This is a genomic window from Sagittula stellata E-37, from assembly GCF_039724765.1.
In the GTDB taxonomy this organism is placed as follows: domain Bacteria; phylum Pseudomonadota; class Alphaproteobacteria; order Rhodobacterales; family Rhodobacteraceae; genus Sagittula; species Sagittula stellata.
The window spans coordinates 1,184,602-1,211,586 of record NZ_CP155729.1 but is presented as its reverse complement, the minus strand read 5'-3'; the positions used below and the strand labels follow the sequence as shown (position 1 = coordinate 1,211,586).

Sequence of the window (26,985 nt, the reverse complement as noted above, 5' to 3'; positions counted from 1 at the left end):
AGCGACGTTCCCGCGCATGCCCGTCAAAGCCATCGCTTCCACCGGAAGAACAGGAAACTCCCAAGGGCGGACCCGGCCATCAACCCGGTTGCGATCAGCCAGCCCCACGGCTGGTGCATGCCCGGGACGTAGGGAAAGTTCATGCCGTAGATCGAGGCGACCAGCGTCGGCGGCAGGAACAGCACCGCGACCACCGACAACGTGCGGTTGGCGTCCGACTGCTGCAGGCTGACCATCCCGAGAATCACGTCCGTCACATGCGCCACGCGCCCGGTCAGGAAATCGGCATGCACCACGAGAGAGCGGATGTCGCGGGTGTGGGCCTTCAGAACCTGCTTCAACCCCTGCCCTGCCTTGGCCGGAAGGTTGAGCGAAAACGTGGTCAGTGCCCGCTCCAGAGACAACAGCGACAACCGGTAGTTGGCCAGCTCCTCGCCCCTCCGCCCGACGATTCGGATCATGTCTTCCAGCAGGTCCTCGGGTTCATCGCCCTCGAACAGTTCGCGGGCCGCCTTGTCCAGTTCCCGCCCCGTGCCCTCGATCAGGTCGGCAATACGGGCGACGATCTCTTCGATCAGGCCAAGGAACAGGTGCAGGTGCGTGGCGCACCCCGCGCTGGAGGTGACGGCATGGTCCGGGAAGGTCTCGAACGAGCGCGGCCCGTGGTAGCGAACGGTGATCATCCGCTGCGGCGAAAGCATGAAGGCCACCGGACCGAAACCGCGCTTGCCATCCCCCCCGGTGCCCGGAAGCGAGACGGTCAGCACCTCCACATCGCCAAAGCGATACAGCCGGTTGGACACCTCGATCTCTTCCATGTCCGCAAGGGTTGGCACCTCGAAGCCGAGTGCGCCAACCCGGGCCGCCTCTTCCGTGGTGGGAGAGGCGAGGTCGATCCACCGGGCCCCGTCGAGCGGGACATCCGCCTGCGCCGTTTTCAGCGCGGAGTTTTCGATAAAGAAAGCACGTAACATCGCGGTCAGATTGGCGCAAAGCGGGCGGCGGGTACAGATGGGCTGACACGACAGTTTGGTGACGACCCGAAAGTGTGCGACACTGGGCACATTAAGACATGGATTTTTACAATGGATTTCAGAAAGGGTTTTAGATGACGGAAGATGCGTTCGCCTGGCTTTTCCTTGCCTCGTTCATTCTCTTCATCGTGGTGGCTGGTGCGTTGCGCCTGCGGAAGAAGGAGCAGATCCGCCGCACGATCTCGCAACACGAGGACGGATCGTGGATGTGGACCGACCGCAAGGGCGAATCCCACCGCTCGCACACCAATCCGCTCGACGACATGGCGCGCGAGGAAAAGAGAGGCTGGGAGGACTACGAGCTTCACAGCGATGACTGACGGACCGGCGCCATGACCGGCGATATCGTCTTTTTTCTGATCCTCGTCCTGCTTGCCGGGCTGGCGATCCGAAGCGTACGGGACAGGCGGCGCCGGAAACGGCGTCGCGACACCCTGCACCGCGATGGCGACGGGGTCTGGCTCTGGACCGATTTCGACGGGACAGAGCACCGCTCGAATTCGCATCCCGATCGCGGCTGCGGCGCGTCGGGCACGTCCGACGATGCCAGCTCGGGAGGTGGAGACGGCGGCGGAGACTGATCCCCGGCACCGCCACGTGATAGGCGTCACCGATACGCACAAGTCGCGGGCCAGCCAAACCGTTGTGCGCGTGACAAAAGGCGTTGCTTCTCCACATGCGGTACGGCAGCGCCCATGTCACCGGGTTGATACATTGCTGCGCTATGTCCGCAGGACCCGGAATGTATCGAGCAGGACCCATGACCACCCCGCCCTCCAGCCTGCGCCTGACTGGTGCCACGGTGCTTCGCGACGGCGCGCTTCAGCAACGCTCCGTCGCGTTCGAAGACGGGCGGATCTCCAAGGGGCCACTGCCCGAGGTGGACCTCAGCGGCTACCTCGTGCTGCCGGGAATCGTGGACCTGCACGGCAGCGCGATGGAACGCCACCGCTCCCCCCGTCCCGGGGATGCGGTCCCTCTGGACACGGCCCTCCGCGCCACCGACCTCGAAGCCGCCGCCAACGGCGTGACGACCGCCTGGCTGTCGCAGGCGTGGAGTTGGGAGGGCGGCGACCGGGCACCTGACGGAGCAGAGGCGCTGCTGCGCGCGCTCGACACCTTCAGCCGCCGCGCACTGACCGACCTCCGGGTGCAGATCCGCTGCGAAACGCACACCGCCGACACTCAGGACCGGCTGTTGTCCGCTGTCCGGCGGCATGGTGTGGACTTCGTGCTGTTTGCCAACACGCTGGACGACGCCGGGCTTCTGGCAGAGGTCGATCCGGTGCGCCTGGCGCAATGGGCGGCGCTGGCCGGCAGGACGCCCGAGGATCATCACGCGGCAGTCCGTGCCGCCCGGGCGATGCGGCGGGACGTACCGCGATTTCTGTGCCGGCTGGCGGAGGCCTTCGACACCCTGGGTGTCAGCTATGGCAGCCTGCGCGATGCGGATGGCGAAACGCGGGAGTACCACTCGCAGATCGGTGCCAAGCTGTGCGTCTTTCCGGCCCGCCGCACCGCCGCCGCGCTGGCCCGCGCGGTCGGCGATCCGGTCGTTCTGAGCGCCCCGGAGTTGCTGCGCGGCGAGACCTGTCCGGCGCGCGCCGGCGGACTGGAACTCGTCCGGCAAAGGCTTTGCGATGCCTTGGCCTCGGACCACCACTACCCGTCGCTCTTGCAAGCCGCGTTCCGGCTGGTGGACGAGGACGTCATGGACATGCCGCACGCCTGGTCGCTGGTCTCGGCGGCTCCGGCAGAGATACTGCGCCTGCCGGACCGGGGCGTGATCGACTACGGACGCCGCGCCGACCTCGTGGTGGTGAACCCGCGCAGCCGCGCCGTTGAGGCAACGATCTGCGAGGGGCGGATCACCCATCTGGCGGGCGAGGCAGCGGGCCGTTTCCTCGGGTCGCGCGCGCGCTTCCGACTTGCAGCGGAGTGAAACCGCAGCACCGCGCATTTGTCATGTGTTTGTCACTCGGGGTCACATGGGTGTCACGCAGCGCCGCTATTGGGGGCGTGCGAGTGTGACCGCAAACCCCGAGGGTACAGATTTCGAACCCACGGGCCACTTTGACAAAGGTGTTTCGATCGCGCGTTTCCATCACCTGTGGACGGCCTCCGGGCCGTCCTTTTCCTTTCGGGACATGGGGGACGGGTCAAACTGATTCCCATCGCCGCGCATCGCGCCTAGACTGCCGCCGAAGCGCCCCTTTGCAGAGGGCGCGGGCGTACCGAGGGCGAGCATATGAAGATCCTGTTGATCCACCAGAATTTCCCGGGCCAGTACAAGCATCTCGCGCCGGCGCTGGTACGGCAGGGCCATCAGGTGGTGGCGCTGACCTGCAAGGTGAAGGAACCGCAGGTCTGGCAGGGTGTCCGCGTGGTGCCCTACGCCATCAACGGACAGAGCACGCCGAAAATCCATCCCTGGCTCGCGGATTTCGAAACCAAGCTGGTGCGCGCCACGTCTTGCTATCGCGGCGCCAAGGGGCTGAAGGCGCAGGGGTTCGAGCCGGACGTGATCTGCGCCCACCACGGCTGGGGCGAGTCGATGTTCCTCAAGGACGTGTGGCCTGGCGCGCGCCTGGGCCTGTACTGCGAACTCTACCATCTGACCGAGCAGCCGTTCCTGCACTTCGACCCGGAGTTCCCGTCAAAGAGCCCGGAGGCCGACGTGCTGCGCATCCGGATGAAAAACCTCAACAACCGGCTGCACGAAGAGGTCATGGATGCCGGGATCTCGCCCACCGGGTTCCAGGCATCGACCTTCCCCGAGCACTGGCAGGAACGTATCACTGTTGCCCATGACGGCATCGACACGCGGTCCGTCCGGCCCGACCCGGGCGCGCGGCTCATGGTCTCCGACGACCTGACGCTGACGCGGGACGACGAGGTCATCACCTTCATCAACCGCAATCTGGAACCCTATCGCGGCTATCACATCTTCATGCGCGCGCTGCCCGACATCCTGAAGCGGCGCCCCAACGCGCATGTGGTGATCCTTGGCGGCGACGAGGTGTCTTACGGATCCAAGCCGCCGAAGGGCCAGACCTGGAAGCAGATCTTCATCGACGAGGTGCGCGGCCGCATCGCCACGCCGGACTGGAACCGGGTGCATTTTCTGGGGCGCGTGCCCTACGACCGGTTCCTTGCCATGATGCAGGTGAGTCGGGCGCATGTGTACCTGACGTACCCTTTCGTCCTGTCGTGGTCGCTGCTGGAGGCCATGAGCGCCGGTGCCGCCATCGTCGCCTCGGGCACCGAACCGGTCCGCGAGGTGATGACCGAGGGCGAGAACGGGCTGATGGTCGACTTCTTCGACCGCGACGCGCTGGTGGAACGGCTGTGCGCATTGCTAGACGACGCCGATCTGCGTGCCCGGCTGGGCGCCAACGGGCGCGCCTTTGTGCAAGAGCACTATGACCTCGCCTCCGTATGCCTGCCGCAACATCTCGACTGGGTGGCCCGGCTGACCGAGTTGGAGCCGCGTCCGGTACGGGACTGAAGCGCATCCGGCCGGCGGACGACCTGCCCGTCCAATGCCGGCATCAGGCGCGTCTTTGCGGGCTTCGCCCGGTTTCAGGTATTTTTGCCAAGTTGAAGGTCAGGCGGCGCGTTTCAGATGCAGCGTCGCCGCGTCGGGCGCAGACATGCAAAAGGCCCGGGCAAAGCCGGCGCTTGTCACTCTTGCCGTGCGGGGCGCCGGTTCAGAGACGGGCGTCGCGGGCGCGGAGTTGCCGTGCGCGGGTGAGGATCGCGTCTTCGATGGCGCGCACGGTGGACGCCGAGGCCGGGCCGCCACGGGTTGCCAGCGTCACGTTCAGAGAGCGCGCATCGAGCGCCGGGTCGTTCACGAGGATCGTGGCGCGGTAGGGCTGGCTGCCCCCCGGGGGCGTGCCGTAGCCGGTGGTGATGACGCCGGTGAAGGGATCGACCGTTTCGATCGGCAGGAAATTCAGCACTTCGAGCGAGGCGTTCCACAGGTATTTGTTGACCGACCCGATCTGGCCCTGATCGCCGCGCGGCTTGAAGATGTCGAAGATCGAGGAGTCCGACCGGCCCTTGGCGCCTTCGCGCTGGTTGATCTCGGCCAGGATCTCGTCGTTGGTCGGCGTATTCACCGCCGCCTGACGCGTGCGCTGGCCGCCCATCCCGCAGCCTGCCTGCAGGAGAACGATTCCGACAAGGCCCGCCCCAAGCAGGATCCGCGAGGGTACTCTGCGCTTGCTCATAAGGTGTATCTCCCTGTCGTGACCGATCCGAACTGCCTCCTGCATCTCATTACAAGCGCAAAGGGCAACCGGCAACCCGTCAACGATCGGCAGCTTTTCGCGCAACAAATGTCACAAACGCCCTGCGATCCAGTGCTTTGTGGCAATTGCGCATCACTGATCCGCTTTGGACGGACGAGCCTTTTGCGCGGGTTGCGCAGAGGGACCCTCGGGGCGCATAGAAAGCTCATCAAGGCCGGGGCACCGGCTTGGTACGTGCCTTTGAACACATGAGGGAAACAATGAAAAAGATCCTGTTCGCGTCCACCGCTCTGGTCGCATTCGCAGGCGCAGCCGCGGCAGAAGTGACTGTCACCGGTGCTGCCGAAATGGGTATCGTTGGCGGCAACCGCTACGCGACCGCTTCCAACACCGATGGCGTCACCCAGTTCTGGACCGACGTTGACGTGACCTTTACCATGTCCGGTGAAGCCGACAACGGCCTGACCTTCGGCACCAAGGTGAAGTTCGAAGAAGCAGCCGGCGGTATCGCAACCCAAACCGAAGACGACTTCGCAGTCTGGATCGCATACGGCAACGCTCGCCTCGACATGGGCGACACCGACGGTGCATTCGACTGGGCCATGCAGGAAATGAACCTGGCAGCCGGCTCCATCGACGACTCCGAGACCGAGCACCCGGGCTTCAACGGCAACGCCGGCTTCGACGGTCACGAAGATGGCCAGATCGCGCGCTTCACCTACACCTTCGGTGACTTCGCAGCCGCTCTGTCCGCAGAAATCGACGACGACCCGAACGCTCAGGCGATCGCACCGTCCGTCAACCCCGACTCCGACGACGACGTTGTCTGGGGCCTCGGCTTCAAATACTCCGGCGATCTCGGCGGCACCAAGATGAACGTTGGCCTGGGTTACCAGGACCAGAACGACTTCGGCTCGCTGATCGGTCTGTCGGTTGACGCAACCCTGGCTTCCGGCTTCAAGGTTGGCGCGTCCTACTCCGAAATGGACCCGGACTCCAACATCGCGTCCGACAACGTGACCCACACCGCAATCGGTTTCGGTTACGAGATGAACGCTCTGTCCATCGGCCTGAACTACGGTAAGTACGAGAACTTCGACAAAATGTCGGGCACCTACGGCTCCGCAGCTGAATCCGACGGTTACGGCCTCGCAGTCGCATACGACCTGGGTGGCGGTCTCGCAGTTCAGTTCGGCTACGGCGTGGGCGACTCCACCACCGCAGCTGGCGTCGACAGCGACTGGGACTCCTACTCGCTGGGTCTGGCAATGTCCTTCTAAGGACACCAGCCATTTGGCTTAGGGAAGAGCGGGCGCTTGCGTCCGCTCTTTTCTTTTGCGCTGGATTTTGATTGAACCGGCCCTGTCCACGACAACGGCAGGCCCCGCATGACCCCGCAGCAGATGAAGGCGCAGTTCGCGCAGGCCCAGGCGATGATCCGGACCGACCGGCCCGAAGAGGCGCTGGCGCTGCTGACCCCCCTGCTGATGCCCTCCGGCGGCGCGCCGGAAATCCGTTTCCAGATGGCGCGCGCGCTGGATCTGATCGGCGACACCGATGCCTCCGCCAAAGCTCTGGATGACGTACTGAAAGCCCGCCCCGGCGAAGCGTCCGTGCGCGAGGCGGCGATCCGCGCGCATACCCGGCTGGGCCACGAAGACCGCGTGCGCACCCTTTACGACGAGGCGATCAGGGCGGATCCGAAGGCGATCAAGCCGCGGGCGGACAAGGCGCAGTATCTTCAGCAGATCGGCGATTTCGACGGGGCAGAGACGATCCTGCGCCGCCTCCTGAAGCAATCCCCGCACGAAACCGAACTTTACCGGATGCTTCTCGCCGGGATCAAACCGAAGGCCGGCGATCCGCTTGTCCGCGCGATGAAGAAGCTATGGACCGACCCGCGCCTGAACGATCAGGGTCGGATGCAGCTTGGCTTTGCGCTGGCGAAGGCGGCTGAGGACACGGGCCAAACGGACCGCGTCTTCGGCTACCTCGATGCCGCGAACGCCGCGCAGGCCCGGCTGGCGCCCTTCGATGCCGCGGCGCGCGATACGGAGTGGGCGGCCTATGCCCGCGCGCAGGACGACCTGACACCGCCCGCCAGCACAAAGCCCCTACCCCTGCGCCCGGTCTTTGTCACCGGCATGCCCCGGTCGGGCACAACCCTCGTGGAACAGATCATCGGCGCGCATTCGCAGGCGGTGGCGGGGGGCGAAACGGGGCATGCCCTGCGCGAAGCCGTGCGCCTTTTCGGACCTGCGGAAAAGATGCCTGCGCTGTCGGAAATGAACGCGGTCGACCTCGACCGCTGGGCCTCGGCCTATCGGCGCGGGGTGCGGCGCGACACCGGCGCGGTCAGCGGCGTGGTGACCGACAAGTCGATCCGTTGCCAGCTGATCTTCGGCCTGATCGCAAAGGGCCTGCCGGACGCACGCATCATCGTCGTGCATCGCGATCCGCGCGACATCGCGCTGTCGATCTACAAGAACCACTTCCGCCTTGGCACACACCGCTACGCCAACGACCTCGGCGCCATTGCCGCCGAGATCAAGGCGTTTCGCGCGCAGGTCGACCACTGGCGCGACCGCCTGCCCGTACCGATCCACGACATCCGCTACGAAGACCTTGTCGCCGACGCGGAAGGACAATCGCGCGGACTGATCGCCGCGGCGGGGCTGGACTGGGAAGACGCCTGCCTCACGTTCCACAAGCAGGCGGGCAAGGTGAAAACGCTGAGCCTCGCACAGGTGCGGCAACCGATTCACGCCGGACGACGCGAGGCGTGGCGGAAATACGAAAGCGAACTGGCGCCATTTCTGGACGCCTGGGGAGACGAACCATGGGACTGAACGACATCCGCACCCGCGTGGAGACCGCCTGCAAGGCCGCAAACCGCGACCCCGCCGAGGTCAAGCTGATCGCGGTCAGCAAGGTGCAGCCGCTGGAACGGGTAGAAGCCGTGCTGGAAGAAGGCCATCGCCTCTTCGGCGAGAACCGCGTGCAGGAGGCTGCGGGCAAATGGCCCGACTTCCGCGAACGCTTTGAGGGCGTCGACGTGCACCTGATCGGCCCGCTCCAGTCGAACAAGGCGCGGCAGGCGATGGACCTGTTCGACGCGATCCATTCCGTCGACCGCCCGAAACTCGCCAACGCCATCGCCCGCCTGGCGCAGGAGATGGGCCAGTGCCCCGACCTCTTCATCCAGGTGAACACCGGCGAGGAAGACCAGAAGGCCGGCGTCCTGCCGAAGGAGGCCGACGCCTTCATCGCGGAATGCCGCGGGCTGGATCTGCCGGTCGCGGGCCTGATGTGCATCCCCCCGGTGGAGGAAACGCCTTCGCTGCACTTCGCACTTCTGGCGAAGATCGCCGCGCGAAACGGGCTGACCGGCCTATCGATGGGGATGAGCGCCGACTTCGAAGAAGCGATCGCCCTCGGCGCGACGCATGTGCGTGTCGGCTCCGCCATCTTCGGAGAGCGTGTCACCACCTGAGCCGCCGCGTATCGGACCAGATTGCGCACCGGATAGGTCCAGTCTAGCGTCGCCACATGGCAATCCCGGTCGAGACTTTCCACCTCGCCCCAAGGGTGCAGGGCACCCTGCAGGCACGCATCCAGCAGCTGGTGGCAGAGGGCATTCTCTCCGGCCGCTTCAGGCGCGGCGAGAAACTGCCCTCCACCCGCGCCCTCGCACGGCATCTCGGCATCAGCCGGATTACCGTGACGCTGGCCTACACGGAACTCCTCGCCAACGACTATCTGACGGCACGCGGGCGGTCGGGCTATTACGTCAGCGACAACGCGCCCGAACCGCCGGACTTCCGCCCTGTCGCCGCACGCAGCGACAGGGTGAACTGGGACGCGGCCCTGCCGCGCCGCTACGCCGGCGGCCCCGCTTTCGACATGGAGCGCCCGCCGGACTGGGCCAGCTACCGCTACCCGTTCATCTACGGCCAGACGGATCCGGCGCTTTTCGATCACGCCAACTGGCGGCTCTGCGCGATGCAGGCGCTGGGGGCCAAGAACTTCGATGCGCTCACGCAGGATCAGTTCGACGCCGACGACCCGGAACTGGTCCGGTTCATCGCCCAGCAGACCCTGCCCCGCCGCGGCATCCACGCCCGTCCCGACGAGATCCTGATCACGCTCGGCGCGCAGAACGCGCTCTGGCTGGCGACGCAACTGCTGGCCGTGCGGCGGCGCGTGGCGGTGGAAACACCGGGCTATCCCGCGCTGCGGCAACTCCTCGCCCAGTCCGACAGCGAGGTGCACGCGGTCCCGGTCGATGACGAGGGCCTGCCGCCGGACCTCGTGCCGGAAGGCACACGGGTGATCTTCACCACGCCCAGCCACCAGTGTCCCACCTCCGCAACCCTGCCCCGCGCCCGCCGTGAAGCGCTGCTGACCCGTGCCGCCGATCTCGACGCCGTCATTGTGGAGGACGACTACGAGTTCGAAATGGCTTATCTCGACGCCCCGTCTCCCGCCCTGAAAAGCCTCGACGAGGATGGCCGCGTGATCTACGTCGGCAGCTTCTCCAAGTCGCTCTTTCCCGGCCTGCGACTCGGCTACCTTGTCGGCGCCGCCCCTTTCATCCGCGAGGCCCGCGCCCTGCGGGCCTCGGTCCTGCGCCACCCGCCGGGCCACGTCCAGCGCACCGCCGCGCAGTTCCTGAGCCTCGGGCACTACGACGCCCTCGTCCGCCGCATCGGTCGCGCCTTGGCCGCACGGCGCGACGTGATGGAACGGGCCATCGCCTCCCACGGTCTCGAGGTGGCGGGAAAGGGCGCACACGGCGGCTCCAGCCTGTGGATGCGCGCGCCCGAAGACACCGACACCCGTGCGCTTGGACTGGCCCTCCGCCGCGAAAGCGTGCTCATCGAACCCGGCGCCCCGTTCTTCTCCGGCCGGGACGTGCCGCACCGCTTCTACCGCCTCGGCTACAGCTCGATTCCCTCGGACCGCATCGACGAAGGCATCGCCCGGATCGCCACGGCCATCGCAGGGCATTCCCCCTCGGCCTGACCCCCGGACCCTACACCTCGCTCCTTCATCTTGGCAAAAATACCTCGGAGGGGGTCCGGGGGAGGCAGAGCCTCCCCCGGCGGATCGCGCCCGAAGGGCGCGATGCCAAAACCGGTTTCACCTTCGCCCGGAAATGCTCTAAGCCGCAGGCATGCGGATCGTCAGAGACTACCAGTACACCAGGCCCGGGGATCGGGGCGCAAGCGTCGCCATCGGCAACTTCGACGGCGTCCACCTCGGCCACCAGGCGGTGATCGGCCTCGCCCGGCAGGCTGCGCCTAACGCCCCGCTCGGCGTGCTCACATTCGAGCCGCACCCGAGGGAATATTTCGCCCCCGACGCGCCCAGCTTCCGCCTGATGAGCGCCGAGGCGCGCGCCGCCCGGCTGGAGAAACTGGGGGTCGACATGCTTTACCAGTTGAACTTCAACACCGCGATGGCCTCACTCAGCCCGCAGGCCTTTGCCCGGCGGGTGCTCTGCGAGGGCCTCGGGCTCGTCAACGTGGTGGTCGGTGCCGACTTCTGCTTCGGCAAGGGGCGCACGGGCACAGTCTCCGATCTCATCGCCTTCGGAGAGGAGATGGGGTTCGGCGTGACGGTGGCCGATCTGATGGAAACCGACGGGCTTGTGGTCTCGTCCACCGCCATCCGCGACGCGCTGTCCGAGGGACGACCGCGCGACGCGGCCAAGCTCCTGGGTCACTGGCACCGGATCGAAGGCGAGGTGATCGGCGGCGAACAGCGCGGCCGCGAACTGGGCTATCCCACCGCCAACATGTCGATCGACGGGCTGCATCCGCCGAAATTCGGCGTCTATGCGGTGCTTGTCGACGTGCGCGACGGTCCGCACCGGGGCAGCTATCACGGCGCGGCCTCCGTGGGCGTGCGCCCGATGTTCGACGGCGAGGTGCCCAACATCGAAACCTTCCTTTTCGACTTCACCGGCGATCTCTACGGCGCCACCCTGTCGGTGGGACTTGTCGATTACCTCCGTCCCGAACTGAAGTTCGACGGGCTCGACGCGCTCATCACCCAGATGGACGCCGACTGCGTAAAGGCGCGCACCATACTGGAGGCATTGTGACACAGCCCATCGCCCGTCCCGGCCTCGCACCACGTTTCTGGGAAAAGAAGCGCCTCGGGGACATGTCGAAGGACGAGTGGGAGGCGCTCTGCGACGGCTGCGGCAAGTGCTGCATGAACAAGCTGGAGGACGAGGACACCGGCGAGGTCGCCCTGACCCGGGTCGCCTGCCGCCTGTTCGACGATTCGACCTGCCGCTGTTCGCAGTACCCGATCCGCCACCAGTTCGTGCCGGAGTGCATCGTCCTGTCGCCCGCGAACCTGCGCCACAATCTCTACTGGATGCCCGAGACCTGCGCCTACAAGCTGCTGAACAACGGCAATCCCCTGCCCGACTGGCACCCCCTGCTGACCGGTTCGCCCGACAGCGTGCACAAGGCCGGCGTCAGCATGCAGGGCGCCACGGTGCCGGAGTTCGAGATAGGCGAGGACGACTGGGAAGACCACATCATCGAGGAGCCCACATGACCGGAGAGGGCACATGAACTTTGCATCCGACAACGCAGGCCCCGTCCATCCAAAGGTGATGGAGGCGCTGGCGCGCGTGAACAGCGGCTACCAGCACGGCTATGGCAACGATCCGGAGACCGAGGCCGCAAAGGCCGCCCTCCGCGAGTTGTTCGAAGCCCCGGAGGCCGAGGTCTTCCTGATGCCCGGCGGCACGGCGGCGAACGCGCTGGTGCTGGGCACGCTGGTCCAGCCCTGGCAGGCAGTCTATTGTTCCGGCCTTGCCCACATCCATGTCGACGAATGCAACGCGCCGGAGTTCTACACCGGCGGGGCAAAGCTGGTCGCCGCCGTGCCGGGCGACCGCATAACCCCCGAGGCGCTGAAGAAGGCCTGGGCCTTCTGGGACACCGGCGACGTGCACCAGCCGTTCGGCGGCGCGCTCTCCGTGACCAACACCACCGAGCGTGGCAACACCTACACGCTGGACGAGCTGAAGACGCTTTTCGACCTCGCGAAAGGGCGCGGGCTGGCGGTACACCTCGACGGCGCACGCTTTGCAAACGCCGTGGCCAGACTGGGTTGCACGCCGGCCGAGATGAGCTGGAAGATCGGTGCCGACGCCGTGGTCTTCGGCGGGACGAAGAACGGCTGCATGGCGGTCGAGGCGGTGATCTTCTTCGATCCCGAAAAGGCGCGCGGCCTGCCCTTCCGGCGGATGCGCTCGGGCCACCTGCTGTCGAAGCACCGCTACCTTGCCGCCCAGATGAACGCCTACGTGGCCGACGGACTGTGGCTGGACCTCGCCAGGACCGCCAATGCAACCTGCGCCAGTGTCGTGGACGGGCTGACCGCGCTGGGGGTGACGATCGAAACCGAGACACCGGCCAACATGATCTACTTCCGCCTGCCCCTGCGCGTCCACGAGGCGCTGCTTGCCAAGGGCGCGGTGTACTACCACATGCCGGAACCGGGCGATGGGCCCGACGCATCCGTGCGCGCCCGGCTGGTCTGCGACTGGAACCTTTCCGAAGAGGCTGTGCAGCGCTTCCTCGACCTCGTGAAGTCAGAGATCTGAACAAAGGAAAAGGCGGCCTCCCGGGGCCGCCTTTTCCTTTCGCTGCATCCGCGCGCCGGATCAGTTCAGCGCAAAGTGCAACTCGTAGCTGCCATCGGTGAATGCCCCGAACAGATCGGGGATGTCGGGATGATCGACCGGCTCGCCCGAGTAGTCGGCGATCAGGTTCTGTTCGGACACGTAGGCCACGTAGAAGCTCTGATCGTTTTCCGCCAGCAGATGATAGAACGGCTGCTTTTTCGCAGGCCGGCTCTCTTCCGGGATCGATTCGTACCATTCCTCGGTGTTGTTGAACTCCGGGTCGACATCGAAGACCACACCGCGGAACGGGTGTTTCCGGTGCCGGACGACTTGTCCCAGGTGATATTTCGCGCGCTGTCTCAGCATATGCTCCACCTTACTTTGCCCCTGTTCTACCGCTCCGGGTCTGGATTTGTCCAACAATTGCCAAGATTCTGCCGGAAACACTCTGTGGAGTCGTGTCCGACAGTCGCCAATGCGCGAAGCGCCTTCAGATTGATCACGCAGCTTCCACGACTCACTCAAAAGGAAATGTGATTTCAAAGCGGGCCGCAATGGGTTAAAATCGAGCAAACTAAAATAACAAACGACGCGAGAGGCAGATGAGCAGAACCCTTCGCGCGCTGGTGATCATACTTCTTGCCGCGTCCTGTGGAGGCGGCGGCGGAAGCGGCACGTCCCCGAACCAGTTGGACGATGCCTGCGCGATTCTCCAGCAGCGCCCGACCTATTACCGCGCCTTCCGGGCCACCGAACGCCGTTGGGGCGTGCCGGTGCACGTCCAGATGGCTGTCATCCACCAGGAGAGCAAGTTCGACTCAGACGCGCGCACCCCGCTGCGCTTCACGCTCGGCGTGATTCCCGTTGGGCGGCAAAGTTCGGCATTCGGCTATTCGCAGGCGCTGGACGGCACCTGGGACGAATACCTTGCCGACGGCGGACGCAGGAATGCGCGGCGCGACGACATCCGCGATGCCACGGACTTCATGGGCTGGTACATGAAACAGACCGAGGAACAGCTTGGCATCCCGCTCTGGGACGCACGGCGGCAATACCTCGCCTACCACGAAGGCCGCACCGGCTATCGTCGCGGATCGTACAACAGCAAGGCGTGGTTGATGCGCGTCTCCTCCTCGGTCGGGGACCGCGCCGTTATGTACCAGGGACAGCTTCGCGGCTGCCGCCACGCACGCTAAAGGACCGTCAGGTCGTGATCGGGGGCACGTCCCAGGTGTCCCCCGGCGCCTGAGCCCGGAAGCGGTCAGGCGCCACCGCATGACGCGCCAGAGCCTCCTGCAAAGCGGTCAGAGGGGCGGTGCGCGCCTCGTCGGTCAACTGGATCGTGCCCCAGTGGTGGCCGATGGCGTGTGCCGCCCCCGACAGCAGAAGACCCTGCACCGCCTCGTCCGGGTTCTGGTGCTGATCTCGCATGAACCAGCGCGGCTCGTAGGCGCCGATGGGCAGGATCGCCAGCCGGAGCGGCCCGAAACGGTCGAGCCCGCGATAGGGCCGCCCACCGTCGAAACCGGTGTCCCCGATGTGCAGGATCGTGCCGGCCGGTCCGGTGACGACGAACCCGCCCCACAGCGCCATGGACCGGTCCCCCACGCCCCGCGCCGACCAATGGTGGCAGGGCGTGCAATGGACCGTCAGCGGCCCGGCCTCGACCGATTGCCCCCAGTCCACCGCCTGGCAGCGCAGTCCGGTCGGCGACACAAGCGCGTCGTTGCCAAGCGGGGTGATGACAAGCGGGTCGTGCACGGCCTTCAGGCGGCGCAGGGTCGCCAGATCGAGGTGGTCGTAATGGTTGTGCGTCAGCAGCACGATGTCGACAGGCGGCAGGTCGCCAAAGGCAATACCCGGCGCCACCGCCCGCTTCGGACCGGCAAAGGTCATGGGTGACGCGCGCCCGGACCAGAACGGATCGGTCAGGATGTTGATTCCGGCCGTCTGGATCAGCAGCGTCGCGTGGCCGACCATTGTCACGGTCAGATCCTGCACACGCTCGGCCGGTTTGGCTGTGCCCGACAGCGTGACCTCTTCCGGCCAGTCCTCGGGTCTTGGCCCGAAGCGCCAGCGCAGCAGATCGCGGAAACCCTTCGGCGCCTGACCTTCGGGGTTGAAGAAACGGACCCCGTCAAAGTGATCGCTGACGGGGCCATCGTAGTAGCGGTTGCGTCCGGCGCGCGCAGCCACCGTGCCGCCCGCCGCGGATACGCCCAGAAGCGCCGCCGCAGACCGGAACAGGCTGCGCCGGTTCATGCGCCCGCACCGTTCAGCGGTTCAACTCCGTGTCGATCAGGAACTGGCTCGTGGGGATCGACGTCTTCTGCAGCCCGCCCAGCACGACCGTCGTCTTCACCCCGTCACCATCGGTGATGATCCACTGGCGCAACTCGGTCGGGTTGGCCGTGAACTTGAGCTGGATGTTGCCGTACTCGGGACGGCGCGGATCCTGCGCGGTCACCACCGTCGCGGTGCCGTCAAAGCTGTGGCCGGTCACCATGCCCGCCTGCCCGAGATTCACGTTCCGCGCCAGGATGATCGACAGCGGGGTCTGCTCCAGCGGGTAGGTCTCGGGCATGCCGCCCAGCTTGCGGTCGAGGATGTAGACGGAGCCCGACGACACCAGCACCAGCCCGCGCTCCGGCGGGTTGTAGTCGAAACGCGCCTTGCCCGGCCGCTTGATCGAGATCGTACCGGTCGAGATGGTGCCGTCCGAGTTGATCTGGGTGAACGGGCTTTTGACGGTCTGGAGCGTGTTCAGGTAACGGGAAATCTCGTTCAGCGACAGTTGCTGCGCCTGTGCCGTGGCTGCCAGGAATATGGCGGCCGCTGCGGCCAGTAGGGTGCGGATCATGCGGAGTCTCCTGCTCTTGTCGCCTTCCATGTGTCGGTTCATCGCCTGATATGCGATAGCCGCCGAAGTGAAACCGCATATCATCGGCGAAGTTCCACCGATCGTGGCGGCTTTGGGGAATGTTGTATCCCCCGCTCCCGCCAAATTCCGGAAAACTTCCTCAACAAATCGCTTAGCAGAGGGCATGCGGCGCGGTACGATAGCTGCGGTTGTACACTCGACCAACCGTATCATCTCGCAACACGACGCCATACGCGCAAAGGTGACCCTTGGATCACGCCGCTCAGCATTTGCCCCGGATGTGCCCGGCCCTGCGCCATGCCTTGCTGGTATGGGCCTCGTGGCGCCATGACGAAACCCACCCGCCGCGCTTCGACGAGATGCAGATCGTCGACGTCACGACGCAGGAGCTGGCCGTCAGCGTGGCAGAGGTCATACGCCAAGGGGACGATCCGGAGCCGGATGACTTCCGGCTGATCTACGTCTGCCCCAACCTGCGCAAGCTCGCGCTCGGCAAGGGGGAAGGTGCCCGCTTTTCGGAGCGCAAACACAGCCGCCCGGGCAGCCCGACCTTCGAATCCGCGCGTGCCTCCGCGACCATCGGAAAGGCGCAGTACTTCGATGCCTCCGGCGAGAATGGCGTGCTTGGCTTTCGCAAGCTCGAAGGCGTCTCGCTGCCCATGTTTGGTGACACGGATCGGGTGGATTACGTCATGACCGTCGTGTGCTTCGAACGCTAAACGGCGCCTCCCTGCCATCGCGCTTGCCGGGCCGCGGCCCGGGGCCTTGTCGAGACCGCCCCATCGCTTCCCGTGAACTTCGCCGCGACGGAAGGAACACTCCGCCCTCGCAGCACCATGGAACTGTCGACCCGTGCAAAGCAAAGGGCGGGGAAGACACGCTTCCCCGCCCCGTACATGTTCAGTCGATCCCGGGCCCTCAGGCCTGTTCGGGCACCAGGATTTCGCGTTTGCCGACGTGGTTCGCGGCGGATACGACGCCCTCGTCCTCCATCTGCTCCACAAGGCGAGCGGCCTTGTTGTAACCGATCCCAAGCTTGCGCTGGATGTAGGAGGTGGAGCACTTGCGGTCCTTGATGACGATCGCCACGGCCTGATCGTAAAGCGCGTCCTCGCCACCGGTGTTGCCGCCCGTGTTCAGGCCCAGCACCGCGTCGATGTTGTCCGCCTTGTCGTCGTCGGGGCCTTCCACCACGCCGCCGACATATTCCGGCGGACCGTAGGCCTTGAGGTGATTGACGATCTCCTCGACCTCCTCGTCGGACACGAACGGCCCGTGGCAGCGGGTGATCTTCGCCCCGCCCGCCATGTAGAGCATGTCGCCCATGCCCAGAAGCTGCTCGGCCCCCATCTCGCCAAGGATCGTGCGGCTGTCGATCTTCGACGTGACCTGGAAGGAAATCCGCGTCGGGAAGTTCGCCTTGATCGTGCCGGTGATGACGTCGACCGACGGACGCTGCGTCGCCATGATCAGGTGGATGCCCGAGGCCCGCGCCATCTGCGCCAGACGCTGGATGCAGGCCTCGATCTCCTTGCCCGCGACCATCATCAGGTCGGCCATTTCGTCGACGATGACGACGATGTAGGGCATCTTCTTCGGCTCGAACTCGTCGGTCTCGAAGACCGGTTCGCCCGTCTCGTCGTCAAAACCCGTCTGCACCGTGCGCGAGAACATCTCGCCCTTCGACAGGGCATCCGCCACGCGGGAGTTGTAGCCGTCGATGTTCCGCACGCCCATCTTGGACATCTTGCGGTAACGGTCCTCCATCTCGCCCACGACCCACTTCAGCGCCACGACGGCCTTCTTCGGGTCGGTGACGACCGGCGACAACAGGTGCGGGATGCCGTCGTAGACCGACAGTTCCAGCATCTTCGGGTCGATCATCACCAGCCGCAGGTCCTCGGGCGTCAGCTTGTAGAGCAGCGACAGGATCATCGTGTTGATCGCCACCGACTTGCCCGACCCGGTCGTACCCGCGATCAGCAGGTGGGGCATCTTGGCCAGGTTCGCGACCATCGGGTCGCCGCCAATGTCCTTGCCGAGTGCCAGCGGCAGTTTGTGGTTGCCGTCGCCGTATTCGCGACCGGCGAGGATCTCGCGGAAGCAGACCATCTCGCGCTTGTCGTTCGGCAGTTCGATCCCGATGACCGACCGGCCCGGCACGGTGGAGACACGCGCCGAAAGCGCCGACATCGACCGGGCGATGTCGTCGGCCAGGCCGATCACGCGGCTGGCCTTCAGGCCCGGCGCCGGTTCGAGTTCGTACATGGTGACCACCGGGCCGGGACGGACCGAGACGATCTCGCCTTTCACGCCGTAGTCGTCCAGAACGGACTCCAGCATACGGGCATTCTCTTCCAGCGCCTCGTCGGACAGGTGGTGCCGTTCGATCCGGTCCGGCGACATCAGAAGCGACAGCGGCGGAAGCTCGAACTCGGGCGCGTTGTCCTCGAACTTCAGGCTCGGCTGGGCCTCCAGCTTGGCACGGGTCGACAGTTGCACCGGCTTGCGAACCTGCTGCTGCACCACCTTCTTGGCATCCTGCACCGGCGCGGCGCGATAGACGGGCGGCGCGGGCATCGGCGGCGCGGGGGGAAGCGTGCGGTGATCGTCATCGTCCTCGTCGAAGCGGGACATGACGTCACCGTCATCGTAGCCGTCGTCAAAGCGATCGTCGGCCTCGTATCCGTCGTCGTCGCCATAGTCGTCGAAATCCGACAGTTCGCTGTAGGCATCGGTTGCCTGAACCCTGTCCGGCTCGGCCACGCGCGGAGTGGCCGCCATGGCGGGCTGCGGTGGCAGCGTCGCCTCCTCCGCCACGGGTGCGGCCATGGGGCGCGATGCACCGGGCGCCTGAGGCACGGCACCGCGCGGCGTGGCATGCAGCGGCGGCAGGCCGGCGGTCCCCGCCCCCACAGCGCGCGATGCGGTCAGCGGCGGTTCCGGCGGCAGCGCAGCGGGACCGGCGGTCATCGGCGGCTCCGGCGGCAGGGCGGCGCCGGCCGCTGTTTGCGAGATCAGAAGCGGCTGCGGCCCGTGGCCCCGTCCCTTCGTCAGCGGCTTGGTCGGGTCCGGCTTCTTGGCGCTCAGCGTCGGCATGGCGGGGCGGCGGGCATTCACGGCCGAGGCGATCTTGGCCCGGATGCGGTCCTCACCCGGAGCGTCCACATCGTGATCGACCAGGTTTTCCACCAGTTCCGGCTGCGGCATGGGCGCGGGCTCACGCCGGATAAGCGATGGCATCCGCTTCAGGAACCCGGTCTTCTCCGGCGGCGGCGCAAAGGCCGGATCGTCGAAATCGACGTCGTCCTCGGTCACCTCAAGCGTATCCATCGGCGGCACGGCGCGTTTCACGCGCGGCGCCGTCGGGATGCCTTCGTGCGAAATCGCCTCGGCCTCTGCCACGGCCGCGCGCGAGGCACGGCGTTCGGCGTTGCGCTCCTGCATGACCCTTGCGGCGCCCACGGCCTGCTGCGCGCCACGGCCCGTCAGTCGCACGATAAAGGCGTAGGTCATCACCAAGCCGATCATCATGAAGCGCCCGATCCGCACCAGTTCCTCGCGCGTGAAGCCCAGAACGAAGGCACCCAGCCCGATGATCCCGAGACCCAGAACCAGCATGGTCAGCTTCAGCCCCAGCGCGGGCGACAACGGGAGACCGGTCAGGATCGAGCCCATGACCATGTCACCGAACAGACCGCCATGGCCGAAGTGATGCGTCCAGTCGCCCCCCTGCGGCAGGCCCGACGCGTAGACCGAGCACAACATCATCCAGACCGGCGCGAGGATCACGCAAAGGAAGGACCGACCCTCTGCCTTGTGCGCCACCATCCGCACGCCCCAGACGGCAAAGGCGAAGGCCAGCGCCCATGTGCCCAGCCCGAGGATCATGAACAACGGCGCAGAGATATAGGCTCCCAGCCGGCCCATCCAGTTCTGCACCGGCGCGTCCGTGGCCGAGAGCCACGACGGGTCGTCCGGAGAATAGGAGGCGATCATCAGCGCGACGGCAAAGCCCACGATCACCATAACCACGCCCACCAGTTCGCGCCCGCGCTTTTCCAACACCAGCGCGGTGTTCGAATCCAGCAGCGGGTCGCGGCGGCGGCCTGAGTTGTGAGCCTGGAAAGATGCCATGTCGTGTTCGCCTCTTTTCTTGTCCTTGCGCCCTCTTCCGGGGTCTTCGACGCCGTCGCGCGCCGGTGCCCCGGCGGGTGCGCCGGTCTTTTCTTATCCGTAAAGCGTGTCCCTGATGAGGGTCAGCCCTTCTTCCGTTTCGTCCCGCGGTGCAACGATGGCCACGCGGATGTATGCCTTGCCGGGGTTGCCCGCGGCGGTGTCCTTCGACAGGTACGCGCCCGGCAGCACGCGCACGCCGGTCTTCTGCCACAGCTCCAGCGTCGCGGCCTCGCCGTCCTCGACCGGCAGCCAGAGGAACATGCCGGCGGCCGGGCTCATGTAACCCGGCACATGGCCCAGCAGGCGGTCCGCCAGTTCGTACTTCTCGACGTACAGCGCGCGGTTCTCGGTAACGTGCGTCTCCTCGGCCCAGAGTTTTTCGGACACGCGCTGGATCGGCAGCGGCAGGGGCGCGCCGGAATAGGCGCGCAGTTGCTTCATCCGCGCGATGCTCTCCGGCCCGCCCGCGGCAAAGCCCGACCGCAGCCCCGGCAGGTTCGACCGCTTCGACAGCGAATGGAAGGACACCACGCGTTCCGGGTCGGCGCCCATCTCCTTCGCCACCTCCAGCGCGCCCTTGGGCGGCGCGTCGCGGTAGATCTCGGCGTAGCATTCGTCGGCGAGGATGACGAAGTCGTGCTTCTCCGCCAGCCCGATCAGGTCCCGCCAGTAGGCATCGTCCGCCATCGCTCCCTGCGGGTTGGCGGGCGAGCAGATGTAGACGGCCGCCGTGCGGTCCAGCACATCCGCCCCGACCGAGGCAAAGTCCGGCAGGTGGCCCGTCTCTGCCGTCGCGGGGACAAAGCGCGGCTCCGCCCCCACCGAAATCGCCGAGATCATGTAGACCTGGTAAAACGGGTTCGGCATCAGCACGACCGGCCGCTCGCCGTTCTTCTGCTCCGGGATCAGCGACATGCCCGCGTTGTACAGCCCTTCGCGCGACCCGTTCAGCGCCATGATCTGAGTGTCCGGGTCCATCATCACGTCGTAGCGCCGATAGAGCCAGTCACGGATCGCACCGCGCAGTTCGGGCGTGCCCTCGTTCGGCGGATACTTCGCGAATTCATGAGCATGGGCGACCAGCGTGTCAGAAATCCACAGCGGAAAGGGATGCTTTGGCTCCCCGATGGACATATGGCGCACCGGTCCGCCCGGCTCTGTCGAGTCGAGAAGCGCCCGCAGACGCGGGAAGGCATAAGCCGGTAGGTTCGAGAACCGCTCGGGGAACATCTGGTTTGCTCTGTACTGCCTCGGTGTGCCCGTTCGGGCTGCGGGGTCGTTTGCCGCCCCACGTTGCAGGAAGGATACGTTTATTGCCCCCGGTCTGTCCAGAATCTTGGGGCACCTGCGGAGCGCTGTGGCGCGAAAGTCGCAATGGCCCTCAAGGACTTCGCCCGCGCACCGCCGGTTCTTGCGCGCAGTCCGGCGTCCGAACCGCGCCCTGGGCGCGCCGGGGCCACGAAAGGGGCCACGAAAGGGACTGTTCCGCGCATCCGGGCGACCGTCGCCACGCCCCGAAGGTCACGCAAAACGAAACGCGCCGTCAGCCCCGAGGCAGACTTCTTGTACCGGGGCCGTTGACACCGGCGCAGCCATGCTCACCGCGCTGGAAGGTCTCCGGCCCGGGCATCCGGACCCGCCGCTTTAGCCCGCCAGCGCCGCCTCCACGCCTTTCGCCAACCGAAGCAGCCGGTGCTCCGCCATCGGCGGCGCCATGAGGGAGATGCCACAACTCGGCAAACCGGCAGGCAGCGTGACGATGGCACCGCCCAGCAGGTTGCCGATGCGGGTGTTGCGCAGGGTCCGCAGGTTGGCCTTCACATATGTCTCGCCCAGTTCCATCAGCGTCGCGGTCTTCTCCGGCAGGTTGGGCGCCGTGGGCATCAAGACGCCGTCGAACCCGGCGGTCGCCAGCGCCCATGCCTTCCGCACTGCCCGCAGCCGTTGCCATGCGGCCTCGAAGTCCGGTCCGGAATGCGACTGTCCGCTCTCGAAACGTTCGCGGATCGGCTGGAATATCAGGTCGGGCCGTGCGCTGATCTCTGCGCCCCAGGTCGCCCAGGCCTCGACCGTATACAGCATGGCGCTGTCCTTGTGCGGCCCCTCGATCTCCGGGAAGTCGAGCGGCACAAGCTCTGCCCCGGCTTCCCGCAGACGGTCCAGCGCCTGCGCGTAAGCCCGCGCCGGCGCGTCGTCGAGGTCGTCCATCACCACGGTCTGCAAGGTTGCGAAACGCCGCCCCTTCAGCGAGGTGTCGCCGCGCAGGTCCGGCGCGGGGCTGCCCTCCAGCGCCGACAGGACCAGCGCCGCGTCCTCCACCGTGTGGCACAGCGGCCCCACCGTGTCGAAGCTGACGATCAGCGGGACCACACCCTTCAGCGACAAGCGGCCCGTTGTGGTCTTCAACCCGACGAGGTCGTTCCAGCAGGCGGGCAGACGGACGCTGCCTCCGGTGTCCGACCCGATTCCCGCCGCCGCCAGCCCGAATGCCACGGAGGCCGCCGCCCCCGAGGACGAGCCCCCCGCCACCGCTTCGGGATCGTTCACGCAGGGCGACGTGGCGGTCGACGGGTTCAGTCCCAGACCGGAGAACGCCAGTTCCGACATATGCGTCTTGCCAAGGCAGACCAGCCCGTTCAGCGTTGCCGTGCGCAGCACCTCCGCGTCCTGCGCGGGCATCCGGCCCTTCAGCAAAGCCGAGCCCGCCTCCGTCGCGACGCCCGCCGTGTCGTAAAGGTCCTTCCAGCTGATCGGCACACCGTCCAACGGGTGACGCCGCAGCTTGAGCCGCGCCCGCTCCGCCGCGGCCTCCGCCTCGGCCATGGCGCGGTCCGGGGTCACGCGGGCAAAGATCCGGTCCTTCATCGGATGAGCCTCGATCGCGTCCAGCATGTCGCGCGTCAGGCGGACCGGATCGGTCTCGCCGGTGGCGATGGCGCGTCCGAGGTCTGCGGCGCTGGGTCGGTCGGTCATATCGGGCTCCCTGTCATGCATCGCCGGACGTCGGTTGCGACGGCGAACCGTCCGTCCCGTTTCCGGTACGTCGCGAACAGGAGTAGCGGCGGGAAGGCGCATGGACAATCCCGCGCGGGCCGCCATATTCCGCCGTATGGAACATGACCTGATCATCGTGGGCGGCGGACTGAACGGCCCCGCCCTTGCCCTCGCCGCCGCCCGCGCCGGACTGACAAGCGTCGTGCTCGACGCCCTGCCAGACGCCACCCGCAGCGACGACAATTTCGACGGGCGCGGCTACGCGCTTGCCCTCGCCTCGCAACGGATGCTGGCCGCCCTCGACCTGTGGGACGGCCTTGCCCCCGATGCCCAGCCCATGCGCCAGATCAAGGTCTCCGACGGCCGCGTCGGCGAAGCGCAGGTCTTCCTCGGCCTGCACTTCGACAGCGCCGAACTCGAAGAAGGCCCGATGGGCTACATGCTGGAGGACCGCTTCCTGCGCCGCGCACTGATGGCCGCGACAGAGGCCTCGCCCCTCATCACCCCGCGCGCCGGTGCACGGGTCACGGCCCAGTCCACACGGGCCGAGGGCGCGACCGTGACACTGGACGACGGCGAGGTGCTGAAAGGCCGGCTGCTGGTCGGCGCCGACGGGCGGTCCAGCGGCACGGCGGCCCGCGCGGGCATCAGACGCACCGGCTGGGGCTACGGCCAGACCGCACTGGTCTGCGCCATATCGCACGAGAAACCGCACGAAGGTATCGCCCACCAGCTCTTCCTGCCCTCCGGCCCGCTGGCGATCCTGCCGCTGCCCGGCAACCGCTCCTCCATCGTCTGGAGCGAGACCGAGCAGCGTGCCCGGGCAATCAACGCCCTCGGCGATGCCGAATACCTCCAGGTTCTGCGGCCCCGCTTCGGCGACTTCCTAGGCGAGATCGGTCTGGCCGGGCAACGCTTCACCTACCCGCTGAACCTGACGCTGGCCAACCGCTTCGTCGACACCCGGCTGGCGCTGGTCGGCGACGCCGCCCACGGCATGCACCCCATCGCCGGTCAGGGCCTGAACGCCGGTCTGCGCGACGTGGCCGCCCTGGCCCATGTCCTGAGCCACGCCAACACCCGGGGCGAGGACATCGCCTCCGAGCCCGTCCTCGCCCGCTACCAAAGCTGGCGACGCTTCGACACCGCCTCGCTCGCGGCCAGCACGGACCTGTTCAACCGGCTGTTCTCGAACGACAACCCCCTTCTCCGCCTTGCGCGGGACGCGGGCATGGCCGCGGTCAACGCCGTCCCCGGCCTGCGCCGCGGCATCATCCGCGAAGCCGCGGGCCTGACCGGCGACCTGCCCGACCTGATGCGCGGCTGACGGAACACGGCACGGGCCGCCCGGGCCGCGCCTCCCGACAGTGCGACGACAGCCCCGCCACACCCGACCGCGCCCCTTCCGCACCGCGCCGCGCTCTGCTTATCTGCACCGGTCAACGGGAGGAAAGACACCAATGAAAACCGCTATCGTGACGGGCGCCGCCCGGGGCATCGGGCTGGCCACAACCGACCTTTTCCGGGAAATGGGCTGGCAGGTCGCCATGGTCGACCGCGACCGCGAGGAACTGGAAAAGGTGGCGGGTGCGCGCGAAAACACCCTCGCCGTCTGCCGCGACGTCTCCAACCCGCAGGACGTCGACGCCATGATGCGCGACACGCTCTTCTGGTCGCCCACCGTCGACGCGCTCGTCAACAACGCCGGCGTGGCGGAATTCGGCCCGATCGAGGACTGCGACTTCACCACCTGGCGGCGGGTGATGGAAACCAACCTCGACGGCGTCTTCCTCTGCTCGCAGGCCGCGACACCGGCGCTGAAGGCAAGCCGCGGCGCGATCCTCAACATCGCCTCGATCTCCGGACTGCGCGCCTCCACCCTGCGCGTGGCCTACGGCACCTCGAAGGCAGGCGTCATCCACCTGACGAAACAGCACGCCGCCGAACTCGGCGAATACGGCATCCGGGTGAACTGCGTGGCCCCCGGCCCGGTGAAGACCAAGCTCTCCATCGCCGTGCACAGCCCCGAGATCATCAAGGCCTACCACGATTCGATCCCGCTCAATCGTTACGGGTCCGAGCGTGAACTGGCCGAGGTCATCTGTTTTCTCTGCTCGGACAAGGCTGCCTATGTCACCGGACAGATCGTCGCCGTCGACGGCGGCTTCGACTCCACAGGGGTGGGCCTGCCCGCCCTCAGGAACTGACCCCCGGGCTTCTCTGCTGGAAAATACTCCGGGGTGAGGCCGCAGGCCGAGGGGCAGCGCCCCTTCACCGGGTCGCGCCGCAAGGCGTGACCTCATCCTGACGCGCGGCACGCGCGCCCGTTTCGCAACCGCAAACGAAAAAGGGCGGGGTCCCGGCCCCGCCCTTTCCGAACGTCGTCAAAAGATCACTTGATCCGCTGGCCGTTCGCCAGGATCTGACCCTGAGCGTTGAACTCGATGGTCGAGGACGCGGTGTCCGGTTCGGCGCCCGGCACGGTGAACATGCCCAGCATCATCCGCGCACCCATCGCGTCCTGCTCCTGCACCAGCCCCATGGCGATCAGCTTGTCGATCAGCCCGTTCAGGCCCGACACCTGCAGGTTCACCTCGCCCTCGGGGCGCGGCATGCCGTCGAAGGTCTCCAGGTCGGTGTTGTCGAAGGTGAAGGACCCCGCACCGAGCAATTCCGCTCCGACGGCGCGAATCACCAGGTCGGACAGGGTCAGGGCGTTCAGCTCACCCGGCACGCCGCCCTGGCTCTCGACCGCCTCGATCGCGTCGGGGTCGAGCAGCGACACGAAGGGCGTCACCTCGGCCTCGACGTTGGCACCGATGGTCGCCGGATCGCGCGGCAGCGTCTGGCCCGGATCGAAGATGTTCCACAGCATGTCCGCCATGGTGAAATCCGCCAGCAGGATCGACAGCCCGGCAGGCTTCGGTGTCTCCGACTTCTCCAGCGGCACCTCGATCGAGAAACCCGCCTCGCCGAACCGCGCATCGATCGGGAACGGCATATCCGGCACGGTCATCGACACCGTCTGGCCGGTCGCCGACAGCGCATAGGTCATCGCGGCCTGCGACATCGACATGCCCAGCTCGCCCGCTTCCGACGAAAGCGTGCCGGACACCGTGTCGGAGCCGTCGACGAAGTTGAATTCCGTCGTGCCGCCCTTGTGCGCCATGGTCGCATCCACCGCGAAACCCGCGGCGAACATCGCCGCCGGATCCTCGTAGTCCAGCTCCAGCGGTACGGTCGTCTCGCCCGCGGCCGCCAGCCCGCGCAGGGTGCCCTTCAGCATGCCCGAGGACTTCGCGTTCTCGGGATCCTTGAAGGCGAAGTCGTAGGCGATGTCGCCATACGTGACCTCCTGGCTGATCGTCTGCCTGTCCGTTCCCTTCGAGACATCCGCAGTGCCCGCCATCGGCCCCATGGAGACAGTGGCTTTCAGCACGTCCGGCGGCAGGACCTCATCCGGGCTCTCGATCTCGTCCAGCGTCACGCCAAGGCTGTCCGCACTGTACGTGTAGTGCATGTCGTTCTCGTCGCCCGAGATGTTCATGGCCATGCCGGAATGGGTCATGCCCAGCTTGATCCTGCCGTCCTGTTCCTCGCCGTTTTCAGAGAAGGTGACGACGACCTGCGAACGCTCCGGCATCGACACGTCGACAGATCCGTCCCCTGCCGATGTGTAGGTCATGTCGGGCATGGTCACCACGACACTGGCGTCTTCCTCGGGGACCGGAATGGTCATGGTGATCGCGGAGACGGTCAGCGTGTCGCCGCCACCGGTCTCGGTGGCGGACACCTTGTAGCCGAAACCGGCCATGTAGGCTTCGAAGCTGTCCCAGGCCTGTTGCGGCGTAATGTCCGCGTAGGCCGGTCCGCTCAACACGAGCGCCAGGGCAGAGGCAGTGGCAAAGCGTTTCATGATATACCTTTCTGAGAGACTCTCGTTGTGCTCCAGAATCGAGCACCGGGGCCGGTCAGGTCAAGGGGCTG

24 protein-coding genes are annotated in these 26,985 nt (G+C 66.5%); 15 read left to right on the top strand and 9 right to left on the bottom strand.

What is annotated here, in order from left to right; translation table 11 throughout:
- Positions 1 to 23: 23 nt before the first annotated feature.
- Positions 24 to 974 (bottom strand): CorA family divalent cation transporter, encoded by a 951-nt coding sequence (locus ABFK29_RS05745; protein ID WP_005860324.1) that lies wholly within the window; start codon positions 972 to 974, stop codon positions 24 to 26.
- 134 nt (positions 975 to 1,108) lie between these two features.
- Here ABFK29_RS05745 and ABFK29_RS05740 point away from each other — a divergent pair, with 134 nt between their 5' ends.
- The 4 genes from ABFK29_RS05740 to ABFK29_RS05725 all read left to right on the top strand — a co-directional run bounded on the left by ABFK29_RS05740 (position 1,109) and on the right by ABFK29_RS05725 (position 4,542).
- Positions 1,109 to 1,354 (top strand): hypothetical protein, encoded by a 246-nt coding sequence (locus tag ABFK29_RS05740; RefSeq protein ID WP_005860323.1) that lies wholly within the window; start codon positions 1,109 to 1,111, stop codon positions 1,352 to 1,354.
- A gap of 12 nt (positions 1,355 to 1,366) precedes the next feature.
- Positions 1,367 to 1,615, top strand: a complete 249-nt coding sequence (locus ABFK29_RS05735) for a hypothetical protein (RefSeq protein ID WP_005860321.1) — start codon at positions 1,367 to 1,369, stop codon at positions 1,613 to 1,615.
- A gap of 179 nt (positions 1,616 to 1,794) precedes the next feature.
- Positions 1,795 to 2,976: an alpha-D-ribose 1-methylphosphonate 5-triphosphate diphosphatase gene (locus tag ABFK29_RS05730; RefSeq protein ID WP_005860319.1), complete on the top strand. Its 1,182-nt coding sequence runs from the start codon at positions 1,795 to 1,797 to the stop codon at positions 2,974 to 2,976.
- A 306-nt stretch (positions 2,977 to 3,282) separates the two neighbouring features.
- Positions 3,283 to 4,542: a glycosyltransferase gene (locus tag ABFK29_RS05725; RefSeq protein ID WP_005860315.1), complete on the top strand. Its 1,260-nt coding sequence runs from the start codon at positions 3,283 to 3,285 to the stop codon at positions 4,540 to 4,542.
- 202 nt (positions 4,543 to 4,744) lie between these two features.
- Here ABFK29_RS05725 and ABFK29_RS05720 read toward each other — a convergent pair whose 3' ends face one another.
- Positions 4,745 to 5,269, bottom strand: coding sequence for a DUF3576 domain-containing protein (locus ABFK29_RS05720; protein WP_040604733.1), 525 nt, complete (start codon positions 5,267 to 5,269; stop codon positions 4,745 to 4,747).
- 281 nt (positions 5,270 to 5,550) lie between these two features.
- Here ABFK29_RS05720 and ABFK29_RS05715 point away from each other — a divergent pair, with 281 nt between their 5' ends.
- The 7 genes from ABFK29_RS05715 (at position 5,551) to ABFK29_RS05685 (ending at position 12,923) form a co-directional block, all read left to right on the top strand.
- Positions 5,551 to 6,570, top strand: a complete 1,020-nt coding sequence (locus ABFK29_RS05715) for a porin (RefSeq protein WP_005860311.1) — start codon at positions 5,551 to 5,553, stop codon at positions 6,568 to 6,570.
- Positions 6,571 to 6,678: 108 nt separating this feature from the next.
- Positions 6,679 to 8,139, top strand: a complete 1,461-nt coding sequence (locus ABFK29_RS05710; protein WP_005860308.1) for a tetratricopeptide repeat-containing sulfotransferase family protein — start codon at positions 6,679 to 6,681, stop codon at positions 8,137 to 8,139.
- Positions 8,130 to 8,783, top strand: coding sequence for a YggS family pyridoxal phosphate-dependent enzyme (locus ABFK29_RS05705; RefSeq protein ID WP_005860306.1), 654 nt, complete (start codon positions 8,130 to 8,132; stop codon positions 8,781 to 8,783). The genes ABFK29_RS05710 and ABFK29_RS05705 overlap by 10 nt, the downstream gene beginning before the upstream one ends.
- Before the next feature lie 56 nt (positions 8,784 to 8,839).
- Entirely contained in the window at positions 8,840 to 10,315 is a 1,476-nt protein-coding gene (locus tag ABFK29_RS05700; RefSeq protein WP_040604732.1) for a PLP-dependent aminotransferase family protein, read from the top strand.
- Between the two features lie 151 nt (positions 10,316 to 10,466).
- Complete coding sequence (locus ABFK29_RS05695; RefSeq protein WP_005855531.1) at positions 10,467 to 11,399, top strand: bifunctional riboflavin kinase/FAD synthetase; 933 nt, start codon at positions 10,467 to 10,469, stop codon at positions 11,397 to 11,399.
- A complete protein-coding gene (locus ABFK29_RS05690) occupies positions 11,396 to 11,866 on the top strand; it encodes a YcgN family cysteine cluster protein (protein WP_040604069.1) in 471 nt (156 codons plus the stop codon). Before ABFK29_RS05695 ends, ABFK29_RS05690 begins: the two co-directional genes overlap by 4 nt.
- A gap of 13 nt (positions 11,867 to 11,879) precedes the next feature.
- Positions 11,880 to 12,923: a threonine aldolase family protein gene (locus tag ABFK29_RS05685; protein ID WP_040604067.1), complete on the top strand. Its 1,044-nt coding sequence runs from the start codon at positions 11,880 to 11,882 to the stop codon at positions 12,921 to 12,923.
- A gap of 60 nt (positions 12,924 to 12,983) precedes the next feature.
- Here the strand turns inward: ABFK29_RS05685 and hspQ are convergent, their stop codons facing one another.
- A complete protein-coding gene (gene hspQ, locus ABFK29_RS05680) occupies positions 12,984 to 13,310 on the bottom strand; it encodes a heat shock protein HspQ (RefSeq protein ID WP_005855525.1) in 327 nt (108 codons plus the stop codon).
- Between the two features lie 236 nt (positions 13,311 to 13,546).
- Here hspQ and ABFK29_RS05675 point away from each other — a divergent pair, with 236 nt between their 5' ends.
- Entirely contained in the window at positions 13,547 to 14,140 is a 594-nt protein-coding gene (locus ABFK29_RS05675) for a transglycosylase SLT domain-containing protein (RefSeq protein WP_040604065.1), read from the top strand.
- A gap of 7 nt (positions 14,141 to 14,147) precedes the next feature.
- On the opposite strand, the gene ABFK29_RS05670 is transcribed toward ABFK29_RS05675, so the two are convergent.
- Together ABFK29_RS05670 and ABFK29_RS05665 are read right to left on the bottom strand one after the other, a co-directional pair.
- Complete coding sequence (locus ABFK29_RS05670) at positions 14,148 to 15,206, bottom strand: MBL fold metallo-hydrolase (protein ID WP_005855521.1); 1,059 nt, start codon at positions 15,204 to 15,206, stop codon at positions 14,148 to 14,150.
- 13 nt (positions 15,207 to 15,219) lie between these two features.
- Entirely contained in the window at positions 15,220 to 15,804 is a 585-nt protein-coding gene (locus tag ABFK29_RS05665; protein WP_040604063.1) for a LolA family protein, read from the bottom strand.
- Between the two features lie 269 nt (positions 15,805 to 16,073).
- Between ABFK29_RS05665 and ABFK29_RS05660 the strand changes: the two genes are divergently transcribed.
- Positions 16,074 to 16,544, top strand: a complete 471-nt coding sequence (locus tag ABFK29_RS05660) for a hypothetical protein (RefSeq protein ID WP_157136383.1) — start codon at positions 16,074 to 16,076, stop codon at positions 16,542 to 16,544.
- Between the two features lie 199 nt (positions 16,545 to 16,743).
- Here ABFK29_RS05660 and ABFK29_RS05655 read toward each other — a convergent pair whose 3' ends face one another.
- The 3 genes from ABFK29_RS05655 to ABFK29_RS05645 all read right to left on the bottom strand — a co-directional run bounded on the left by ABFK29_RS05655 (position 16,744) and on the right by ABFK29_RS05645 (position 22,977).
- Complete coding sequence (locus tag ABFK29_RS05655) at positions 16,744 to 19,962, bottom strand: DNA translocase FtsK (protein WP_005855515.1); 3,219 nt, start codon at positions 19,960 to 19,962, stop codon at positions 16,744 to 16,746.
- Positions 19,963 to 20,055: 93 nt separating this feature from the next.
- The gene (locus ABFK29_RS05650) at positions 20,056 to 21,234 is read right to left on the bottom strand and encodes an aminotransferase class I/II-fold pyridoxal phosphate-dependent enzyme (RefSeq protein ID WP_040604061.1); all 1,179 of its coding nucleotides are present in this window, start codon (positions 21,232 to 21,234) and stop codon (positions 20,056 to 20,058) included.
- A 414-nt stretch (positions 21,235 to 21,648) separates the two neighbouring features.
- The gene (locus ABFK29_RS05645; RefSeq protein WP_005855511.1) at positions 21,649 to 22,977 is read right to left on the bottom strand and encodes an amidase; all 1,329 of its coding nucleotides are present in this window, start codon (positions 22,975 to 22,977) and stop codon (positions 21,649 to 21,651) included.
- 100 nt (positions 22,978 to 23,077) lie between these two features.
- Here ABFK29_RS05645 and ABFK29_RS05640 point away from each other — a divergent pair, with 100 nt between their 5' ends.
- Positions 23,078 to 24,325, top strand: a complete 1,248-nt coding sequence (locus ABFK29_RS05640) for a UbiH/UbiF/VisC/COQ6 family ubiquinone biosynthesis hydroxylase (RefSeq protein WP_005855509.1) — start codon at positions 23,078 to 23,080, stop codon at positions 24,323 to 24,325.
- A 133-nt stretch (positions 24,326 to 24,458) separates the two neighbouring features.
- Positions 24,459 to 25,205, top strand: coding sequence for an SDR family NAD(P)-dependent oxidoreductase (locus tag ABFK29_RS05635; protein WP_005855507.1), 747 nt, complete (start codon positions 24,459 to 24,461; stop codon positions 25,203 to 25,205).
- 185 nt (positions 25,206 to 25,390) lie between these two features.
- Here ABFK29_RS05635 and ABFK29_RS05630 read toward each other — a convergent pair whose 3' ends face one another.
- Positions 25,391 to 26,914, bottom strand: a complete 1,524-nt coding sequence (locus ABFK29_RS05630; protein WP_005855505.1) for a DUF2125 domain-containing protein — start codon at positions 26,912 to 26,914, stop codon at positions 25,391 to 25,393.
- Positions 26,915 to 26,985 lie beyond the last annotated feature (71 nt).

Coding starts and splice junctions, on each gene's coding strand:
- ABFK29_RS05745 (WP_005860324.1), bottom strand. CDS start 974: ATGTTACGTGCTTTCTTTATCGAAAACTCCGCGCTGAAAACGGCGCAG.
- ABFK29_RS05740 (WP_005860323.1), top strand. CDS start 1,109: ATGACGGAAGATGCGTTCGCCTGGCTTTTCCTTGCCTCGTTCATTCTC.
- ABFK29_RS05735 (WP_005860321.1), top strand. CDS start 1,367: ATGACCGGCGATATCGTCTTTTTTCTGATCCTCGTCCTGCTTGCCGGG.
- ABFK29_RS05730 (WP_005860319.1), top strand. CDS start 1,795: ATGACCACCCCGCCCTCCAGCCTGCGCCTGACTGGTGCCACGGTGCTT.
- ABFK29_RS05725 (WP_005860315.1), top strand. CDS start 3,283: ATGAAGATCCTGTTGATCCACCAGAATTTCCCGGGCCAGTACAAGCAT.
- ABFK29_RS05720 (WP_040604733.1), bottom strand. CDS start 5,269: ATGAGCAAGCGCAGAGTACCCTCGCGGATCCTGCTTGGGGCGGGCCTT.
- ABFK29_RS05715 (WP_005860311.1), top strand. CDS start 5,551: ATGAAAAAGATCCTGTTCGCGTCCACCGCTCTGGTCGCATTCGCAGGC.
- ABFK29_RS05710 (WP_005860308.1), top strand. CDS start 6,679: ATGACCCCGCAGCAGATGAAGGCGCAGTTCGCGCAGGCCCAGGCGATG.
- ABFK29_RS05705 (WP_005860306.1), top strand. CDS start 8,130: ATGGGACTGAACGACATCCGCACCCGCGTGGAGACCGCCTGCAAGGCC.
- ABFK29_RS05700 (WP_040604732.1), top strand. CDS start 8,840: ATGGCAATCCCGGTCGAGACTTTCCACCTCGCCCCAAGGGTGCAGGGC.
- ABFK29_RS05695 (WP_005855531.1), top strand. CDS start 10,467: ATGCGGATCGTCAGAGACTACCAGTACACCAGGCCCGGGGATCGGGGC.
- ABFK29_RS05685 (WP_040604067.1), top strand. CDS start 11,880: ATGAACTTTGCATCCGACAACGCAGGCCCCGTCCATCCAAAGGTGATG.
- hspQ (WP_005855525.1), bottom strand. CDS start 13,310: ATGCTGAGACAGCGCGCGAAATATCACCTGGGACAAGTCGTCCGGCAC.
- ABFK29_RS05675 (WP_040604065.1), top strand. CDS start 13,547: ATGAGCAGAACCCTTCGCGCGCTGGTGATCATACTTCTTGCCGCGTCC.
- ABFK29_RS05670 (WP_005855521.1), bottom strand. CDS start 15,206: ATGAACCGGCGCAGCCTGTTCCGGTCTGCGGCGGCGCTTCTGGGCGTA.
- ABFK29_RS05665 (WP_040604063.1), bottom strand. CDS start 15,804: ATGATCCGCACCCTACTGGCCGCAGCGGCCGCCATATTCCTGGCAGCC.
- ABFK29_RS05655 (WP_005855515.1), bottom strand. CDS start 19,962: ATGGCATCTTTCCAGGCTCACAACTCAGGCCGCCGCCGCGACCCGCTG.
- ABFK29_RS05650 (WP_040604061.1), bottom strand. CDS start 21,234: ATGTTCCCCGAGCGGTTCTCGAACCTACCGGCTTATGCCTTCCCGCGT.
- ABFK29_RS05645 (WP_005855511.1), bottom strand. CDS start 22,977: ATGACCGACCGACCCAGCGCCGCAGACCTCGGACGCGCCATCGCCACC.
- ABFK29_RS05640 (WP_005855509.1), top strand. CDS start 23,078: ATGGACAATCCCGCGCGGGCCGCCATATTCCGCCGTATGGAACATGAC.
- ABFK29_RS05635 (WP_005855507.1), top strand. CDS start 24,459: ATGAAAACCGCTATCGTGACGGGCGCCGCCCGGGGCATCGGGCTGGCC.
- ABFK29_RS05630 (WP_005855505.1), bottom strand. CDS start 26,914: ATGAAACGCTTTGCCACTGCCTCTGCCCTGGCGCTCGTGTTGAGCGGA.